At 70.6% G+C, this 17,638-nt stretch carries 15 protein-coding genes; 11 read left to right on the top strand and 4 right to left on the bottom strand.

Annotated features, from left to right (window positions below; translation table 11 throughout):
- Positions 1–24 precede the first annotated feature (24 nt).
- Positions 25–621 (top strand): hypothetical protein, encoded by a 597-nt coding sequence (locus ACWPN5_RS06020; protein WP_145684779.1) that lies wholly within the window; start codon positions 25–27, stop codon positions 619–621.
- 16 nt (positions 622–637) lie between these two features.
- On the opposite strand, the gene ACWPN5_RS06025 is transcribed toward ACWPN5_RS06020, so the two are convergent.
- Positions 638–1,189: an NUDIX domain-containing protein gene (locus ACWPN5_RS06025; protein ID WP_145684781.1), complete on the bottom strand. Its 552-nt coding sequence runs from the start codon at positions 1,187–1,189 to the stop codon at positions 638–640.
- Positions 1,190–1,256: 67 nt separating this feature from the next.
- A complete protein-coding gene (locus ACWPN5_RS06030; RefSeq protein WP_492294808.1) occupies positions 1,257–2,141 on the bottom strand; it encodes a GGDEF domain-containing protein in 885 nt (294 codons plus the stop codon).
- Between the two features lie 206 nt (positions 2,142–2,347).
- Between ACWPN5_RS06030 and ACWPN5_RS06035 the strand changes: the two genes are divergently transcribed.
- From ACWPN5_RS06035 to ACWPN5_RS06050, 4 genes are all read left to right on the top strand, one after another.
- Positions 2,348–3,241, top strand: coding sequence for a ribose-phosphate diphosphokinase (locus tag ACWPN5_RS06035; RefSeq protein ID WP_145684785.1), 894 nt, complete (start codon positions 2,348–2,350; stop codon positions 3,239–3,241).
- Positions 3,242–3,318: 77 nt separating this feature from the next.
- Complete coding sequence (locus ACWPN5_RS06040; RefSeq protein WP_492294810.1) at positions 3,319–4,926, top strand: MBL fold metallo-hydrolase; 1,608 nt, start codon at positions 3,319–3,321, stop codon at positions 4,924–4,926.
- Positions 4,927–4,998: 72 nt separating this feature from the next.
- Positions 4,999–5,505: a hypothetical protein gene (locus ACWPN5_RS06045; protein WP_145684789.1), complete on the top strand. Its 507-nt coding sequence runs from the start codon at positions 4,999–5,001 to the stop codon at positions 5,503–5,505.
- A 142-nt stretch (positions 5,506–5,647) separates the two neighbouring features.
- Positions 5,648–8,458 carry a bifunctional diguanylate cyclase/phosphodiesterase gene (locus ACWPN5_RS06050; RefSeq protein WP_492294812.1) on the top strand — a complete coding sequence of 937 codons (2,811 nt, stop codon included), beginning with the start codon at positions 5,648–5,650 and terminating at the stop codon, positions 8,456–8,458.
- Positions 8,459–8,466: 8 nt separating this feature from the next.
- On the opposite strand, the gene ACWPN5_RS06055 is transcribed toward ACWPN5_RS06050, so the two are convergent.
- The gene (locus ACWPN5_RS06055; protein ID WP_145684791.1) at positions 8,467–9,621 is read right to left on the bottom strand and encodes an SDR family oxidoreductase; all 1,155 of its coding nucleotides are present in this window, start codon (positions 9,619–9,621) and stop codon (positions 8,467–8,469) included.
- Between the two features lie 231 nt (positions 9,622–9,852).
- Here ACWPN5_RS06055 and egtB point away from each other — a divergent pair, with 231 nt between their 5' ends.
- The 6 genes from egtB to thiD all read left to right on the top strand — a co-directional run bounded on the left by egtB (position 9,853) and on the right by thiD (position 16,204).
- Positions 9,853–11,058, top strand: a complete 1,206-nt coding sequence (egtB, locus tag ACWPN5_RS06060; RefSeq protein ID WP_492294814.1) for an ergothioneine biosynthesis protein EgtB — start codon at positions 9,853–9,855, stop codon at positions 11,056–11,058.
- Entirely contained in the window at positions 11,058–12,044 is a 987-nt protein-coding gene (gene egtD / locus ACWPN5_RS06065) for an L-histidine N(alpha)-methyltransferase (protein ID WP_492294816.1), read from the top strand. The genes egtB and egtD overlap by 1 nt, the downstream gene beginning before the upstream one ends.
- Positions 12,045–12,122: 78 nt before the next feature.
- Complete coding sequence (locus ACWPN5_RS06070) at positions 12,123–12,581, top strand: hemerythrin domain-containing protein (protein WP_014240091.1); 459 nt, start codon at positions 12,123–12,125, stop codon at positions 12,579–12,581.
- A gap of 108 nt (positions 12,582–12,689) precedes the next feature.
- Positions 12,690–13,850 (top strand): dihydropteroate synthase, encoded by a 1,161-nt coding sequence (gene folP, locus ACWPN5_RS06075; protein ID WP_492294818.1) that lies wholly within the window; start codon positions 12,690–12,692, stop codon positions 13,848–13,850.
- A 129-nt stretch (positions 13,851–13,979) separates the two neighbouring features.
- The gene (gene glmM, locus ACWPN5_RS06080) at positions 13,980–15,347 is read left to right on the top strand and encodes a phosphoglucosamine mutase (protein WP_492294820.1); all 1,368 of its coding nucleotides are present in this window, start codon (positions 13,980–13,982) and stop codon (positions 15,345–15,347) included.
- 41 nt (positions 15,348–15,388) lie between these two features.
- Positions 15,389–16,204, top strand: a complete 816-nt coding sequence (gene thiD / locus ACWPN5_RS06085) for a bifunctional hydroxymethylpyrimidine kinase/phosphomethylpyrimidine kinase (RefSeq protein ID WP_492294822.1) — start codon at positions 15,389–15,391, stop codon at positions 16,202–16,204.
- A 27-nt stretch (positions 16,205–16,231) separates the two neighbouring features.
- Here the strand turns inward: thiD and ACWPN5_RS06090 are convergent, their stop codons facing one another.
- The gene (locus tag ACWPN5_RS06090) at positions 16,232–17,626 is read right to left on the bottom strand and encodes an aminotransferase-like domain-containing protein (RefSeq protein WP_492294824.1); all 1,395 of its coding nucleotides are present in this window, start codon (positions 17,624–17,626) and stop codon (positions 16,232–16,234) included.
- Positions 17,627–17,638: the final 12 nt, after the last annotated feature.

A 17,638-nucleotide genomic window follows, 5' to 3' on the forward strand; every position in this document is an offset into this window, starting at 1 on the left:
TCCCAGCCAGAGCGGAGCGCCCCCATGTTCGACCCCGCCCAGATCGGCCGCATCTCTCCCGTGGAGCAGGCCGACGCCCTGCGCACCCTGATCGCCGTTTTCGCCACCGCGGTGGTGCGGCCCGGCGAGTCGGCGCCGCGCAACGCCGTCAGCGCCGAGATCGTCGACATCCTCGACGAGGTGCCGCCGGAGCGGGTGGAGGCGGTGGCCCAGCTCTTCACCATGATGGCGCTGCGCCTGCGGCGGAAGGGGCGACCGCGCCGCACGGCCTTCCGGCTGACCCTGGAGACGGCGCTGCTCGCCCGTTCCTACGTCGGGGAGCCGGCGCCGCGCAACGAGACCAGCTACCTGTCGTCCGACCGCCCCGGCCTTGGGACGATCGACCACGCCTGCAACGCGATGCTGGAGCGCATGGCCGGGGTGCCGGACGAGGAGCAGCGGGCGTGGCTGACCGCCCAGGTCATCGCCACCGGCCTGATCGACGCCGACCGCCGCCACCGGCTGGGCGGCCCCGACCGCGACCTGGGCGACATGGCGGTGGCGGAATTCCTGCTGCGCACGGCGGCCCAGTATCTCGCCGCCACCGCCGTCCGCACCCCGCCTGGCGACAGCAAAAGCTGAGACCGCGGCGGCGGGCTCACTGCAGGGCGATGATCGCGGCCATGGTCGCGTAGCGCTCGATCGACTGGGAGGAGGGCGAGCGCATCGCCTGTCGGGTGATGGCGAGCTGATTCTCGTGCGAGACCGGCTGGCGCACCCCCAGATGGGCGACCACCTTGGCGAGCGGCACGACGTGGGCGGAGGCCAACTCCCAGTTCACGATGGCGCCGCCCGCCGGGCGTCCGGGTGTGACGGCGGATTGTGCGGCCCGCAGGGTGATCGCCGAGGCCAGCGACTCCAGCCCGGTCACCGGGACGAAATACAGCGTGAAGCTCCGCGAGGTGGGCCGCCAGGGTTCCGCCGAGCGGGAGTCGGGGAAAGCGAGGCCGGTCTGCTCGTGGAACAGGCGTTGGAGCGCTGCGAGCGGGCTGGTGACGCTCTCGTAGCCGCCGCCGGGAACCGCCCATTGGCCCGCGGCGTCGACGACGCGCGGCTCCGCCGGGCTGCGCCCCCACCACGTGCTGACCTCGCGCCGCCGGACGATCAGGACCTTCGTCCCCTCCAGAAACGCCACATGGACATGGCGCATCGCCTCTTCTCCGCATCCCGTTGGCTTCGCTGCCGGAGACGGGCGGGAGAGGCACGGCGTGAACGGTCTAAGGAGAAGGGACCACGCGGTTCCGCCCTTCGGCCTTCGCCCGATACAGCGCGGCGTCGGCCACCCGGAGCGCGTCGTCGATGCCGCCGGGGGCGTCCGGCGCGACGGGCGCGACGCCGAAGCTGGCGGTCATGTGGAACGAATCGCCGTCCGGCCCCATCTCCTGCGCGGCGACGCGCTGGCGCAAGCGCTCCGCCACGACCGAGGCGTCCGTCAGCGCGGTGTTGGGAAGCAGAACCACGAACTCCTCCCCGCCGTAGCGACCGACCAGATCGCCGGGACGCAGGGCGCCGTCCAGCGTCCGGACGAAGCGCTGCAAGGCCTCGTCGCCGGCGGCGTGGCCGCGGCTGTCGTTGATGCGTTTGAAATGGTCGATGTCGGCGATCAGCAGGGACAGAGGTTGCCGTGACCGCTGCGCCCGCCGGATCTCCTCACCCGCTCGGTCCAGAAGGGCGCGCCGGTTGGCGACGCCGGTCAGCGGGTCGGTCTGCGCCTGAGCAACCAGCAAACGGTGCATGTCGGTGATGCGGCCGCCCGCCTTCAGCCGCGCCTTGAGGTGGGCGCGGTTCACCGGCTTGTGGATGAAGTCGTCCGCTCCGGCGTCCAGCGCCTTCATCTCATAGAAGGGTTCATCATGGGACGTCATGAGGATCAGGTAGCTGTAGGCGGTGCGCGGATCGGCCTTCAGAAGCCAGCACACCTCCAGCCCCGACAGCCGAGGCATTTCCCAATCGATGATGGCGATGTCGAAGGGTTCGGCCTGGGCAAGATTCAGCGCTTCCCGGCCATCCCTGGCCAGGATGACCTCATGCCCGTAGGACGCCACCTGCTCCGAGAGCATGGTGCGCATCAGGACCGTATCGTCGGCGATGAGCACGCGCATGGCGGGAAACTGCCTCATACCTTCGTCTGCGGTCAATAAGTGGCGGGCGTCCACGGTGTCATTTGTGGGTGTTCACCTCTGCCGTCCTATCGCCTTCACGGTAACGTTGCGCCTAAGGTCGTGGTCGCGGCGCTGCGGCCCTTGCGGCATAGTACGGGCCGAAACGGGGCGCCCAAGTCCGGGCGCGCAACGCGAGAGGGGACAGCATGGCCCGCTACACGGGCGTCTATGGATTTCCGGAATCGGCCGACGGCGCGCGGCGTCTGGCCGAGGCTCTGAACGTTCCCTGCCACATCGCCGAACTGCACCGCTTTCCCGACGGCGAAAGCCTCGTCCGCCTTCCCGAAGCCGTGGAACGGGCGGTGGTCTACCGCTCGCTCGATCGCCCGAACGACAAGCTGGTGGAACTGACGCTGGCCGCCTCCGTCCTGCGCCGCCAGGGCGCCACGGAGCTGTGCCTCGTCGCCCCCTACATGGCCTACATGCGCCAGGACGCGGTGTTCCGCCCCGGCGAGCCGGTCAGCCAGACGGTGGTGGGCGACTGGCTGGGCCGGTTGTATGACCGCTTCGTCTGCGTGGAGCCGCACCTGCACCGCACCCACACGCTGGACGAGGTGTTCGTCGGGCGTCCGTCCGTCTGCCTCAGCGGCGCCGGGGCCATCGCCGAGCGGCTGCGCCAGGACGGGGCCGCGCCCGACACCGTGATCGTCGGCCCGGACGAGGAGGCCGCTCCGCTGGTCGAGGCGGTGGCCGGGCCGCTCAGCCTCACCGCCCTGGTCGGGCGCAAGGAGCGTCGCGGCGACCGTGACGTGACGGTGACCCTGCCCGCCGATGCGCCCCTGGCCGGCCGGCCGGTGGTGATCGTCGACGACGTCATCAGCTCCGGCGAGACCATCTTCTCCTGCGCGCGGGCCGCACGGGCTGCGGGCGCGGCATCGGTCCGCGTGTTCGGGGTCCACGCCCTGTTCGACGCGGCGGTGGCCGCCCGTTTCCAATCCGAAGGTCTGGGAGCGCCGTTGTCCTGCGACGGGGTTCCGCACCCCAGCAACGCCCTGCCGCTCGCCCGGCTGATCGCCGACGCTCTGGCAGCCTCCTGTTGATGGCCCCCTGTTGACGGGCCGGTAACCCTTCGTCGGGCAGGATAGAGGGACAGGGCACAACAAGGCGGGGTTTCGCCATGACACTGTCCCTCACCTTCCACGGCGCCGTCGGCACGGTCACCGGGTCCTGCTTCCGCATCCGGACCGGCGACGGCGACCTGCTGATCGACTGCGGCCTGTTCCAGGGCACCAAGACGGTCAAGGAGCTGAATTACCGGCCCTTCCCCTTCAAGCCGTCCGCCGTGAAGGCGGTGCTGCTGACCCACGCGCACATCGACCATTCCGGCCTGCTGCCGAAGCTGGTCCGCCAGGGCTTCAAGGGGCGGGTGCACACCACGGCCGGCACCGCCGACCTGCTGGCCTACATGCTGCCCGACAGCGGCTACATCCAGGAGACGGAAGTCGAGCGGCTGAACCGCCGCAACCGCCAGCGCGGGCGCCCGGCGGTGGAGCCGATCTACACCCAGGCCGACGCCCAGGCGGCCATCCGCCACCTGCACGCGGTCGATTACGGGGAGTGGGTGAAGGTGCTGCCCGGCATCCGCGCCCGCTTCTGGCAGGCCGGCCACATCCTCGGCTCGGCGTCGGTGGAGCTGGAGGTGACGCGCGGCGGGACGGCGGAGACGATCCTGTTCTCCGGCGACCTCGGGCCGGGCGGCAAATCCTTCCACGCCGACGCGGAGGGGCCGCCGCGGCCCGACTGGATGGTGCTGGAGACCACCTACGGCAACCGCGAGCGGGTCGAGGTGGGCGAGGCCGAGCGGCAGGCCCTGCTGCGCGACGAGGTGCGGGCGGCGCTCGCCGCGGGCGGCCCGCTGCTGATCCCGGCCTTCGCGGTGGAACGCACGCAGGAGCTGCTCTACGACCTGCACCGGCTGTTCGACCGTGGCGAAATTCCGCTGGTCGACGTGTTTCTCGACTCGCCGCTGGCCGACTCCGTCACCGGGGTGTTCCGCCGCCATCTGGCCGATCTCGGCACCGGGGGCGATCCCTTCGCCCGGCCCAACCTGCACCGTGTGCGCTCCGTCGCGGAGAGCCAAAAGCTCAACGCGATCAGGGGTGGCGCCATCATCATGGCGGCCAGCGGCATGTGCGACGCCGGGCGCATCCGCCATCACCTGAAGAACCATCTGTGGCGCCCGGAGGCCACGGTCCTGCTGGTCGGCTATCAGGCGCCGGGCACGCTGGGCCACCTGTTGCAGCAGGGGGCGGCCACCGTCCGCATCCATGGCGAGGAGATCGCGGTGCGCGCCCGCATCCGGTCGCTGGACGTCTATTCCGGCCACGCCGACCGCAGCAGCCTGCTGGCCTGGGTGGCGGCGCGGCAGGGCGTGAAGCGCGGCCTGTTCCTGGTGCATGGCGAGGAGGACGCCCGCGCCGGCCTGCGCGACGCGCTGGTCCGCCGCGGCTGGGATCCGGCGCTGATCCGCCTGCCCGAGCTGGACGAGGTGGCCGACCTGAGCGCCGCCGTCCCGGTCCGGGAGCCGGCCGAGGCCCAGGGCGGTCCACCACGGCTGGAGCCGGAGGCGGTGGCCGCCAAACGGGACTGGCACAACCGCTACGCCGCCTTCCTGCTCGACCTGCACCGGGCGCTCGACGCCGCCCCCGACGACGCGGCGCGCGAGGCGCTGCTCCGCGGAATGGGCGACCGCCTGCCGCAGGCGCCGGAGCGGCCGGCGACGTGAACGTCCTGCCCCGGGCCGGGCGGCGCGTGCTATAGATCGATGACAGCCGCGAAACAAAAGGATGACGGGGCGATGGGGAAGGTGGCGAACATCGTGGTCCAGATGGCGCGCAAGCTGACCGACGACAACGCCCGGCTGGGCCGCGTCCGCAACGCCGGCAAGCCCAAGACCTTTCCCCATTTCCGCGAGATCCGGAACGCCTATCTGGACATCCAGGGGCTGGTCTTCTCCATCCAGGAGCGCCTGCCCGAGACGGGGAACGACCTGCCGCCGAACTTCCCGCAATGGGTGATCCGGCAGAAGCTGACGGCCATCGCCCATTTCACCGACATCAGCTACGCCTTCGTCAGCGATCCGCCGCTGGCGCTGACCAGCTCGCTCGGCGCCTTCGACGTGCTCCAGGCGGAACAGAAGGCCTTTTCGGAGACGCTGAACGCCTTCGACATGATGCTGATGGAGGCGGGCATCGACGACAAGACCGCCGACGAGTTGGACGCCACGCGCACCAAGATCGAGCAGATCCTGCGCATGATCGACACGCTTTTGCAGAACAGCCCCAAGGTGTTGCAGGAGTTTTGAACGCCGTCGCACGCTTCGGGCGATTTCGCCCTGATTTATACGCTTCTCGCACGGGCCCAATCTGGTTAAGGTCTACCGGCGCGCGTTGTCCCGACGGTCGGAATCCGGGGCGCGGCGCCACAGGCAGCTTCGGTACGGCCCCATGCAGAGGTCTTCCAGCCCCGATCCGATTGACCTTGCGCCGGGCGAGACCATCACCGATTCCATGGCCGCTTCCACCGCCGGTGCGGTGGCCATTCCCAAGCGCCTCCCCCTTCTGGTTCTGCTGGCGGCACTTCTTCTGACGGCTCTGGTGTGGCAGGACAGCCGCCAGCGCGTCGCCGCGGAGGCCGAGGGCCGGTTCGCCTTGCGGGTGGAGGAGCTGCATCGCCGTTTCGAGAGTCAGATCCAGGCCTACGTGCAGGTGACGCGCTCCGCGGCCGCCCTGTTCACCGCCTACCCGGAGGTGAAGCGCGCCGAATGGAACCGCTTCGTCGACGGGCTGCATCTGGCCGAGCGTTTTCCCGCGATCGGTGCCGTCGCCTTCGCGCGGGTCGCCGACCAATGGACCGGACCGGAACTGGTGACGGAGGCCCGGATGGACGGGCTGCGCGGTTTCCGCATCTGGCCGGACACGGCCGGTCCGATGCGGCTCGTCACGCTGTACGCCGCCCCGGTCAACGAACGCACGCTGCGCACGCTCGGCTACGATCTGCTGGCGGAGCCGGTGCGTCGCGCCGCCGCCGAGCAGGCGCGGGACAGCGGCGAGCCGACAATCGTCCGCACCGCCGGCCTGAAGCTCGACGAGGGTGAGCCGTCACCGCCGGCCGTCATCGTCTTCCAGGCCGTCTACCGCGACGGGCGCAGCCCGGCCACGCTGGAGCAGCGGCGGGCGAGCTTCGCCGGTCTGGTGATGACGCCGATCCAGGTGGCTCCGCTGGCCGAGTCCGTGTTCGGCCGGATGGGCGACGTCGCGGCGACGGTGTTCGAAGGGCGGGGGGAGTTCCCGCTCTACCGCAGCCGCCCGGAGTCGCCGGACCGGCCGTTGCTGAGCACAAGCCGCGACCTTGCCCTGCTCAACCGCGTCTGGGCGGTCCAGTACGAAAGCCGGTCGAGTTTCGAGGAGGGGCTGGATCCTTGGAAGCCGACGCTGGTCCTGGCGGCCGGGCTGTCGCTCAGCCTGCTGTTGTCGGCCCTGCTGTGGGCGCTGGCGGCGACGCGGCACCGGGCGCTGGTGATCGCAAGGCGCATCACCGCCTCGTTGCGCCGCCGCGAGACGGAACTGGACCTGCTGTTCAACCAGGCGCCGCTGGGCATCGCCCTCGTCGGGCCGGACGGCCGGATCACCGACTGCAATCCCGCCTTCGCCCGCACGGTCGGGGTGGCGCGCGACGCGCTGGTCGGAACGGACATGAGGCTGCGCGCGCCGGACCCGGCGGTGACCGCCGCCATCGACTCCGCGATCGCCGGGGAGAGCCTGCGGCTGGAGGTCGACCGCCTGCTGATGGCCGGGGGGCGGCACAGCCACTTTTCCCTCCATCTCCAGCCGGTGTCCACCCCCGGCGATCCGCCCTTCGTCATGGCCTTCGTCGAGGATGTCGGCGACAAGCGGCGGGCCGAGCAGCACGTCCATTATCTGGCCCATTACGACCCGCTGACCGGCCTGCCCAACCGCGTCCTGCTGTTCGACCGCATCGCCCAGGCGGCCCGCGAGGCGCGACGCGACGGCGCGCGGGTCGCCGTGCTGTTCATCGATCTGGACCGCTTCAAGATCATCAACGACAGCCTGGGCCATTCCTTCGGCGACGAGGTGCTGCGGTCGGTGGCGCGGCGGCTGCACGGGGCGATGCGCCCGTCGGACACGGTGGGCCGGCTGGGCGGCGACGAGTTCCTGATCGTCGTCCCGAACATCCCGACGCCGGGCGTCGCCGCCGCGGTGGCGGAAAAGGTGATGGCCCAGCTTGCCACCCCCTTCGCCATCGGCGGGCGGAACTTCGTGGTGTCGCCCAGCATCGGCATCAGCCTGTTTCCCGACGACGCCGAGGATGCCGAGGGGCTGATCCGCTGCGCCGACATCGCCATGTACAACGCCAAGGACGCCGGGCGGAACGCCTACCGCTTCGTGACGCGCGAGATGGGGGCGCGGTCCCGCGAGCGCCTGGACCTGGAGGCGGCGCTCCGCCACGCCCTGCAGAACCGCGAGCTGTTCCTGGTCTACCAGCCGCAGCTGCGCATTTCCGACGACCTCGTGGTCGGAGTGGAGGCTCTGCTGCGCTGGCGCCATCCGGAAGCCGGCCTCATCATGCCGAACCGCTTCCTGCCCGTGGCCGAGGAGACCGGCCTGATCCAGGCCATCGGCGATTGGGTGCTGGACGAGGTGTGCGCCCAGATCCGCCGCTGGCACGACCAGATCGGCCTGACGGTGCCGGTCGCCGTCAACGTCTCCGCCCAGCAGTTCCGCGACGGGCAGCTTCCCGTCAAGGTGGGCGCCGCGCTGGACCGCAACGGCCTCCAGGGCTGGGAGCTGGAGATCGAGGTCACCGAGGGCACCCTGATCGACGACATCCCCTCGGCCATCGCGACGCTGCGCGCGCTGAAGCAGCGCGGCTGCCTGATCGCGCTGGACGATTTCGGCACCGGCTATTCGTCTCTCAGCTATCTGCACCGTTTCCCGATCGACAAGCTGAAGATCGACCGGTCCTTCATCCACGATTTGGAGCAGGATGGAACCGGCGACTCCATCCCGCGCGCCATCGTCGGGCTGGGCCGCAGCCTGGGCCTGTCGGTGGTCGCCGAGGGCGTGGAGACGGAGGCGCAGCTCCAGCTTCTGCGCAGCCTGAGATGCGAGAGCTTCCAGGGCTACCTGTTCAGCCGCCCCGTCCTGGCGGAGGAGTTGGAGCCGATCCTGGCGCTGCGCGCCACCCGCGGGCGCCGCCACGCTCCCGTGACGGAGGCGGCGAGGGAGTCGGTGTAGAGCGGCGGTCAGCGGGGAAAGGTGACCATGCCTTCTTCCGCGGCCTGCCATGCCGGCTTGGCGTTGTGGCCGATGGTGCGCCCTTCCTCGTCCATCCGGTCCCGATGCCGCCGCATCGACCGGCGGTGCCGGTTCAGCCCCGACGCTGCCTCCTCGTTCCGCACCCAGCCCCGAGCCAGCGCCGCCCCGGCCAGCACGCCGAAACCGGCGACCACCGCGGCGGTGACCCAGGGATGCATCCTGGCCTCGGTGTAGAGGCTGGTTTCCCGCACGAAGCGATGCCGGCCGGCGCGTTCCCGCCCGTCGTCGCCGTGGCTGTGCAGGGCGTCGTTGCGCGGGCGGAGCAGCCCGCCGGAGCGGATGACCCGCGGCAGGGTCCGCTCCATGATCCGGTCGGTGAGCCGCGGCGCGAAGGTTTCCGCCAGCGCGAACAGCTTGGCGCCGCCGCCGACATAAAGGTCGCGCATCGGCCGGCGGGCGCAATGCAGGATGGCCTTCGCCACGACCTCCGGCGCGTATACCGGGGGCGGGTTGCTCGGCTCCGCGTCCAGCAGGTTCAGGGCGTGGTCCTCGTACAGGCTGTCGACGGCCGCCGGCTTGATCAGGCTGACTGAGATGGGCAGGCCCTCCGACTCCAGCTCCATGCGCAGCGCGTCGGTGAAGCCCTTCACGGCGTGCTTTGTGGCGACATAGGCGCCCTGGAGCGGGATGGCGCGGTCGGACAGCACGCTGCCGATGTTGATCAGCGCCCCGCCGTTCTGACGCAGGTGGGGTATGGCCGCCAGCGAGCCGTTGACCACGCCCCAATAGTTCGTCTCGAACAGGCGGCGGTGGTCGTCCGGGGCGGTGTCCAGAAGTTTGCCGATGATCGCCACGCCGGCGTTGTTCACCCAGGTGTCGATCCGGCCGTAGCTGCGGACCGCTGCGTCGGCCACCCGCCGCAGGGCGTCGGCGTCGGCCACATCGGCGACGCAGTGGATCGCGTCCCCGCCTTCCGCGCGGATCTCTTCCGCCACCTGGGCGAGCGCGTCGCGGTCGCGGGCGGCCAGGACGACCTTCGCGCCCTGGCTTGCGGCCATGCGGGCGGTGACCAGCCCGATGCCGCTCGACGCGCCGGTGATGACGATCACCTGCTCATCAATGGGTTTGAGCCGCGCTTGCATGGGTGCCGTTCCTCCATCGTTCGATCGTCGGAATCCGTGCCTCATCCGCTGTGAACAGGCGGTGCGGCGGAGCGTTGCCGACGGCTGGTGCGTCCGGGCCACTCCAAAAGGAGGGTTGGCGGGCCGGCGAAGCGGCACAGCTTTACCGGGACCTGTCAGGCGGGGAGGACCCAGCGCCCATGCTCAAAACAGCCGCCAAAGCCGGCGGAACTCGCCGACCGATTCCGCCGGGTGCGCGCCACCTCGGCGGAACTGGCCGTCGGGCTGTCGCCGGAGGATCAGGTGGTGCAGTCCATGCCGGACGCCAGCCCGGTCAAATGGCATCTGGCCCACACGACGTGGTTCTTCGAAACCTTTCTGCTGATCCCGAATCTGCCGGGCTACCGGGCCTTCGACCCGGCCTTCGGCTATCTCTTCAACTCCTATTACGAAACCGTCGGGGCCCGGCATCCGCGGCCCCGGCGCGGTCTGGTGACGCGGCCCGGCGTGGCCGAGGTGGCGGCCTACCGCGACCATGTCGACGCCGCCATGCTGACCCTGCTGGAGCGGCCCGACGCCGAACGGCTGGCTCCGCTGGTGACGCTCGGCCTGTCCCATGAGGAGCAGCATCAGGAGCTGATCCTGATGGACCTGCTGCACCTGTTCTCCTGCAACCCGGTCGCGCCGGCCTACCGGCCCTACCGCCCGGCCTTGCGCGGCGGCGCCCATGAGGGGCGCTGGATTGCGGTGGACGGCGGGATCGTCGCAGTCGGGCATGAGGGCGAGGGCTTCGCCTTCGACAACGAGGGGCCGCGGCACGAGGTGCTGCTGCGCCCCTTCCGCCTGTTCTCCCGCTTGGTTACCAACGGGGAGTGGCGGGCCTTCGTCGAGGACGGCGGCTACCGCAATCCGGCGCTCTGGCTGTCCGACGGCTGGGCGACGGTCAACGCCGAGGGCTGGGAGGCCCCGGCCTATTGGCGGCGCGGCGAGGACGGCGGCTGGCGGGAGTTCACCCTGCTCGGCGAGCATCCGCTGGACGACGACGCGCCGGTCTGCCACGTCGGCTTCTACGAGGCCGACGCCTTCGCCCGCTGGGCCGGCAAGCGCCTGCCGACCGAGGCCGAATGGGAAACTGCCGCCGCCGGGCTATCCCCCACCGGCAACACGCTGGGCAGCGGGCTGCTGCGCCCGGTCGCCGCCGCGGCGGGGGAGGGCCTCGTCCAGATGTTCGGCGACGCCTGGGAATGGACGGCCAGCGCCTACAGCGGCTACCCGGGCTTCCGCCCCGCCGCCGGGGCCGTCGGCGAATACAACGGCAAGTTCATGGCCAACCAGTATGTGCTGCGCGGCGGATGCTGCGCCACGCCGGACGGCCATGTCCGCTCCACCTACCGGAATTTCTTCTATCCGCACCAACGCTGGATGTTCAGCGGCGTGCGCCTCGCGGAGGACGCTTGATGACCGCAATTTCCGCCGCCCGCGCCCATCTGGCCCAGGGGCCGGCGCAGGCCCCGGCGCCGGACGACGTGTTCCTGGCCGACGTGCTGGACGGCCTGTCCCGCCCGGCCAAGAGCCTCCCCTGCAAGTACTTCTACGACGCCGAGGGCTCGGCCCTGTTCGACGCGATCTGCACGCTCGACGAGTATTACCCGACGCGGACCGAGACCGCGCTGCTGCACGACCGCGCGGACGAGATCGCCGCTCTCGCCGGGCGCGGCGCCACCCTGGTGGAACTGGGCAGTGGGTCGAGCGTCAAGGTGCGCATCCTGCTCGACGCGCTGGACGCGCCGGCCATGTATGTGCCGGTGGACATCAGCCGCGACCATCTGATCGCCGCCGCCGCCCGCCTGGCCGGCGACTATCCGGCGGTGACGGTGGTGCCGGTGGCCGCCGATTATGTGCGGGGCTTCGCGCTGCCGAGGGGCGTCGCGCCGGAACGGACGATGGCCTTTTTCCCCGGCAGCACCATCGGCAATTTCCGGCCCGCCGAGGCGATGGCCTTCCTGGACACGCTCGGGCGGCGGCTTGGGGCCGGCGCCCGGCTGCTGATCGGCGTGGACCTGCGCAAGGACCCGGCGGTGCTGGAGGCCGCCTACGACGACGCGCGCGGGGTGACCGCCGCCTTCAACATGAACCTGCTCGCCCGCATCAACCGCGAGCTGGACGGCACCTTCGACCTCGACCGCTTCGCCCATGTCGCCCGCTACGACACGGGACGCGGGCGGATCGAGATGCATCTGCGCAGCCTGGACGACCAGACGGTCCGCATCGCCGGCCATCCCGTCCGTTTCGCCCGCGGTGAGACGATCCACACCGAGAACTCCTACAAGTATTCCGTTCCCGGCTTCCGCCGCCTCGCCGCCCGCGCCGGCTGGGGTACGGAGCGCAGCTGGACCGACGAGCGGAGCCTGTTCAGCCTGCACTGGATGGTTCGGCATGGCTGACCCCGTTTGGCACCGGGAACACCGTATCCGGACCGGGGTTGAGTCCGGTCGAAACACCGCAACAACGGGACAGGACCCATGACCAGCATCTTCGACCGGATCAAGCAGGATCACGACACCATCCGCCGCCTGCTCGACGCGGCCGAGAAGGCGGACGGCGACGGGCGCGCTGCCTACGAGGACCTGCAGCGCGAGCTGTGGGCCCATGGCAAGATCGAGGAGGCCGTCTTCTACCAGTCGCTGTCCAAGGCCAAGAACACCAAGCAGGAGACCACCGAGGGCCTGAACGAGCACCACATCATCAACGGCTTCCTCGACGAGCTGAATGCCATGCCCGCTGACAGCACCGCCTGGAAGGCGAAGCTCCAGGTGCTGGGCGAGGTCACCCGCCACCACCTCGACGAGGAGGAGGAAGAGCTGTTCGAGGAGGCCAAGAAGGCGCTCGACGACAAGCGCGCCGAGGAACTCGGCAGCATCTACGGCGAGCGCAAGAAGCAGATGCTGGCCGCCCTGGCCCCGCTGCCCAAGAGCGCGTGACCGCGCACGCGACGGCATTCCGGTGAAACGGAAGACCGCAGTCTCTTGCGCCGGGGCTTCCCGGCGTGACAGGCTGCGGTCTTCCGTTCCGCTGCACGAACCGTCGCCATGCCCCCGATCGCAAAAACCCCGATCGCCAAACCCGCCCCGAAGTCCGCCGCCGGCTCGCTCGCCTCCTTCGCGCCCTGGGCGGGGGAGGGCGGCGTCCGCGTCTATCTGCGGCCGGTGGGGCTGCTGCCCATCGCCGCCTGGAGCGCCGGGGCGGCGGTGCCGCTGGCCGGCGGGCGCTTCGCCTTCGCCACCGCCGAACTGATCGTCCGGCAGGGTGCGCGGATCGAGCGGGCCTTCGCGCCGCTGACCGAGATCATGGCCTGGGGGTGGGAGCGCGGGACCGCCGTCGCGCAGAGCCTCGACCAGCGGCTGGGCGCGCTGACCCGCGGGCGGGCGCCGTTCGGGGGTCTGGACCTTGGGCGCCCGCAGATCATGGCCATCGTCAACGTGACGCCCGACAGCTTCTCCGACGGCGGCGACTTCTTCGACGCCAAGGCGGCCATCGCCCATGGCGAAGCGATGCTGGAGGCCGGGGCCGACCTGCTGGACGTCGGCGGCGAATCCACCCGTCCCGGCTCCGCGCCCGTGTCGCCCGAGGAGGAGGAGGCCCGCGTCCTGCCGGTGGTCCGCCACTTCGCAGCCAAGGGCGCCGTGGTCTCGGTGGACACGCGGCACGCGCGGGTGATGCGCGCGGCGCTCGACGCCGGGGCGGTGCTGATCAACGACGTGGCCGGGCTGCGCGACCCCGGCGCGCTGCCGCTGGTGGCGGAGAAGGCGGCCCCCGTGGTGGTCATGCACATGCGGGGCGAACCCGGCACCATGCAGCAGAACCCGGTCTATGAGGACGCTGCGCTCGACGTCTTCGATTGGCTGGAGGAGCGGGTGGAGGCCTGCCGCGCCGCCGGGGTGGCGCTGGAGCGCATCGCCGTCGATCCCGGGATCGGCTTCGGCAAGACGGTGGAGCACAATCTCGCCATCCTGCGCCACACCGCCCTGTATCATGGGCTGGGCTGCGCCCTGCTGATCGGGCTGTCGCGCAAGACGCTGATCGGCAAGCTGTCGCGGAACGAGCCGCCCAAGGAACGGCTGCCCGGATCGCTGGCCGCCGGTCTGGAAACGCTGAATCAGGGCGCGCAGATCCTGCGTGTGCATGACGTTCCCCAAACGGTCCAGGCGCGCGCCGTCTGGGAGGGGCTGCATCCCGCACGGATGCCGTGATCGCATGGCCCATGTAACCCTTTGGCGTCTGCGCGGAAGGGTTCTTGACCGTGCCCCCCGCGCCAAGCGATGACATTTTCACACATCCGCGATTGCGGTACAGTGACTGGGCCATTCCCGAGGGTTTTCATGACGCGACACCTGTTCGGCACCGACGGCATCCGTGGCACCGCCAACATCGATCCGATGACGGCGGAAACCGCCCTGCGCGTCGCGATGGCGTCCGCCCTGCAGTTCCGCCGGGGCGACCACCGGCACCGCGTGGTGATCGGCAAGGACACCCGCCTGTCGGGTTATCTGCTGGAGCCGGCGCTGACCGCGGGCTTCATCTCCATGGGCATGGACGTGGTGCTGCTCGGCCCGGTGCCGACGCCCGCCGTCGCCATGCTGACGCGCTCGCTGCGCGCCGATCTCGGCGTGATGATCTCCGCCTCGCACAACCCGTACCAGGACAACGGCATCAAGCTGTTCGGACCGGACGGCTACAAGCTGTCGGACGCGGTGGAGATGGCCATTGAGACGCGCATGGGCCAGCCCTTCGCGCCGGACCTCGCTGGTTCCGCCGATCTCGGCCGCGCCTCCCGCCTGGAGGATTCGACGGGCCGCTACATCGAGTATGTGAAGAACACCTTCCCACGCGGCCTGCGGCTCGACGGGCTGAAGATCGTCGTGGACTGCGCCAACGGCGCCGCCTACCGCGTCGCCCCGAAGGTGCTGTACGAGCTGGGGGCCGACGTGATCCCGGTCGGGGTCAACCCGGACGGCCTGAACATCAACAAGGATTGCGGCGCCACCGCGACCCGGACCCTGCAGGAGCAGGTGGTGGCCCACGGCGCCCATCTGGGCATCGCGCTGGACGGCGACGCCGACCGCCTGATCATGGTCGACGAGGCCGGGCGCGTCGTGGACGGCGACCAGGTGATGGCGCTCATCGCCTCCTCCTGGGCGCAGGCGCAGACGCTGAAGGGTGGCGGCGTGGTCGCCACGGTGATGTCCAACCTGGGCATGGAGCGCCATCTCCAGGGGCTGGGCATCGCTCTGGTCCGCACGCCGGTCGGCGACCGCTATGTGGTGGAACATATGCGCGAGCACGGCTACAACGTCGGTGGGGAGCAGTCGGGGCACGTCGTGCTGTCCGATTACTCCACGACCGGCGACGGGCTGATCGCCGCACTCCAGGTCCTGGCGGTGCTGATCCAGTCCGGCGGCCGGGCGGCCAGCGAGGTCTGCCAGGTCTTCGCCCCGGTTCCGCAGAAGCTGACCAACGTCCGCTTCGCCGCCGGGTCGAAGCCGTTGGAGATCGCCTCCGTCCAGGCGGCGATCCGCGACGGCGAGGCGCGGCTGAACGGGTCGGGACGCATCCTGATCCGCAAGTCGGGGACCGAGCCGGTGATCCGCGTCATGGCGGAAGGCGACGACGAAGGGCTGGTGCACGCGGTGGTGGCCGATATTGCCGGCGCCATCATGGACGCCGCCCGGCTGGAGACCGCCTCCTAAGGCCAACCCTCCAACCAGACGACCAGACGGAAGCAATCCCGATGCAGGCCCACCCGATCAACGGCCGTGTTCTCATCGTCGCCGGATCCGATTCCGGCGGCGGTGCCGGCATCCAGGCGGACATCAAGGCGGTCAGCGCGCTGAACGCCTTCGCCATGACCGCCATCGCGGCGCTGACCGCGCAGAACACGACGGGGGTCTATGGTGTGCTCCCGGTGGACCCGGCCTTCGTCGCCCTGCAGATGAAGGTGGTGCTGGAGGATCTCGGGGCCGACAGCATCAAGATCGGCATGCTCGCCACCGCCGCCGTCATCGAGGCGGTGGCCGGCGAGTATGAGGCGCGGGCCATCAACGTTCCGCTGGTCGTCGATCCGGTGATGGTTTCGAAGAGCGGCCATTTCCTGCTGGAGCCGGACGCCGTGCAGACCCTGCGCAAGCGCCTGCTGCCCCATGCGGAGCTGGTCACCCCCAACCTGCCGGAGGCCGAGGCGCTGACCGACATCCCGGTGCGCAACCTGGACGACATGCGCCGCGCCGCCGAGTTGATCCGCACCTTCGGGCCGAAGACCGTCCTGCTGAAGGGCGGCCATCTGGAGGACGAGCGGCTGTGCGACCTGCTGCTCACCGAGGATGGCGAGGAAGTGTTCGAGGGGCGGCGCATCCACACCCCGCACACCCACGGCACCGGCTGCACCCTGGCCTCGGCCATCGCCGCCGGCATCGCCCAGGGATTGACCGTGCGTGATTCGGTGGCCCGCGCCCGTGCCTATGTGGACGAGGCCATCCGCTCCGCCCCCGGTTTCGGCCATGGCCACGGCCCGCTGAACCATCTGCACACGGTCCGGCCGTTCCCGTAAGGGCGCGGCTTTTCCGCTTCTCCTCAATCACACGATCGACAGCATCGCCGTCTGCGGATTCTCCAGCAGGTCGGCCAGCGTGCGCAGGCCGCGCGCCAGCTCGTCCCGGCTGTGCGGGTGGCAGAGGCCCAGCCGCACGGCGTGGGGGGCGCTGGCCCGGCCCACGGCGAACACGTCGCCGCCCGTCACCTTCACGCCGCGCCGCAGCGCCTCCGCGATGAAGTCGTCGCGCCGCCAGGGCTCGGGCAGGACCAGCCAGAGATGCTGTGCCGAGGCGTGCCCGCAGACGGCGCTGGCGGGCAGGATGGAGCGGGCGATCTGCTGGCGCGCCATGGCTTCGCCGCGCTGGGCCTCGGCGATCCGGTCGGCGCCGCCGTCGGTGATCCAGCGCGTCGCGACCTCCGGCGGCAGGGGCGGGGAGGAGTATTGCAGTGCGCGGATGACCGCCTCCACCCGCGGCACCAGGGCCGGCGGGGCGACCACGTAGCCGACGCGCAGCCCGGCCGAGACGCTCTTGGACAGGCTGTTGACGTAGATCGTGACGTCCGGGGCGATGGCCTGGATGGGCTTCGCGTCATGGACCAGGAAGCCGAACACGTCGTCCTCGACCAGCACCACCCCGTAGCGGCGGGCGATGGCGGCGATCTCCACGCGCCGGGCCTGCGGCATGACGGAGGCCGTGGGGTTGTGCAGGGTCGGCACCAGATACAGCGCCTTGGGCGCCAGACGGCGGCAGGCGCTGTCGAAACTGTCCGGGACCACGCCATGCTCGTCGATGGCGATGCCTTCCAGGTGATAGCCCTCGACGGCGCTCAGCGTCTTCATGCCGTAGTTGGTCAGCCGCTCCGTCAGCACGACGTCGCCGGGGCGCGCCACCGCGGCCAGCGCCACCGCCATGGCGTTCTGCGCGCCCGTGGTCAGCAGGACCGTGTCGGCAGACGTGGCCACCCGGTGCTGCCGCGTCAGCCACTGCGCCCCGGCGGCGCGGTGCGCGGGCAGGCCGGCGTGCGGCGCGTATTCCAGAAGCGCCCCGAGATTCGGTGACGCGCCGATGGCGGCCAGGGTGGCGCCCATCATCGGCACCGACATCGGGTGTTCCGGCGTCACGACGGTCATGTTGATGACCGACGGTTCCGGCCGGGGCGTCCAAGTGAAGGGGTCGGACGGGGGCATGTGGCGCTGCCCCTGCACGAAGGTGCCGCGCCCGACCTCGCCGCCGATCAGCCCGCGCTTCTCCGCCTCCGTATAGGCGCGGGTGATGGTCCCGACGGTGACGCCGAGGCGGTAGGCGAGGTCGCGGTGGGTGGGAAGCCGGGTGCCGGGGGCGAGCCGTCCGTTGGCGATGTCGTCGGACAGGGCGTCGGCGATGGCGCGGTAACGGGGGCCTTGCCGCCCCTCCAGATCAGGAACCCACTGTGTCATGGGGACAATGAT

It is taken from the genome of Azospirillum sp. UENF 211521, assembly GCF_058780535.1.

Bases quoted from the DNA above. Each gene is read 5' to 3' on its own strand.
- ACWPN5_RS06020 (WP_145684779.1), top strand. From the start codon at position 25: ATGTTCGACCCCGCCCAGATCGGCCGCATCTCTCCCGTGGAGCAGGCC.
- ACWPN5_RS06025 (WP_145684781.1), bottom strand. From the start codon at position 1,189: ATGCGCCATGTCCATGTGGCGTTTCTGGAGGGGACGAAGGTCCTGATC.
- ACWPN5_RS06030 (WP_492294808.1), bottom strand. From the start codon at position 2,141: ATGCGCGTGCTCATCGCCGACGATACGGTCCTGATGCGCACCATGCTC.
- ACWPN5_RS06035 (WP_145684785.1), top strand. From the start codon at position 2,348: ATGGCCCGCTACACGGGCGTCTATGGATTTCCGGAATCGGCCGACGGC.
- ACWPN5_RS06040 (WP_492294810.1), top strand. From the start codon at position 3,319: ATGACACTGTCCCTCACCTTCCACGGCGCCGTCGGCACGGTCACCGGG.
- ACWPN5_RS06045 (WP_145684789.1), top strand. From the start codon at position 4,999: ATGGGGAAGGTGGCGAACATCGTGGTCCAGATGGCGCGCAAGCTGACC.
- ACWPN5_RS06050 (WP_492294812.1), top strand. From the start codon at position 5,648: ATGCAGAGGTCTTCCAGCCCCGATCCGATTGACCTTGCGCCGGGCGAG.
- ACWPN5_RS06055 (WP_145684791.1), bottom strand. From the start codon at position 9,621: ATGCAAGCGCGGCTCAAACCCATTGATGAGCAGGTGATCGTCATCACC.
- egtD (WP_492294816.1), top strand. From the start codon at position 11,058: ATGACCGCAATTTCCGCCGCCCGCGCCCATCTGGCCCAGGGGCCGGCG.
- ACWPN5_RS06070 (WP_014240091.1), top strand. From the start codon at position 12,123: ATGACCAGCATCTTCGACCGGATCAAGCAGGATCACGACACCATCCGC.
- folP (WP_492294818.1), top strand. From the start codon at position 12,690: ATGCCCCCGATCGCAAAAACCCCGATCGCCAAACCCGCCCCGAAGTCC.
- glmM (WP_492294820.1), top strand. From the start codon at position 13,980: ATGACGCGACACCTGTTCGGCACCGACGGCATCCGTGGCACCGCCAAC.
- thiD (WP_492294822.1), top strand. From the start codon at position 15,389: ATGCAGGCCCACCCGATCAACGGCCGTGTTCTCATCGTCGCCGGATCC.
- ACWPN5_RS06090 (WP_492294824.1), bottom strand. From the start codon at position 17,626: ATGACACAGTGGGTTCCTGATCTGGAGGGGCGGCAAGGCCCCCGTTAC.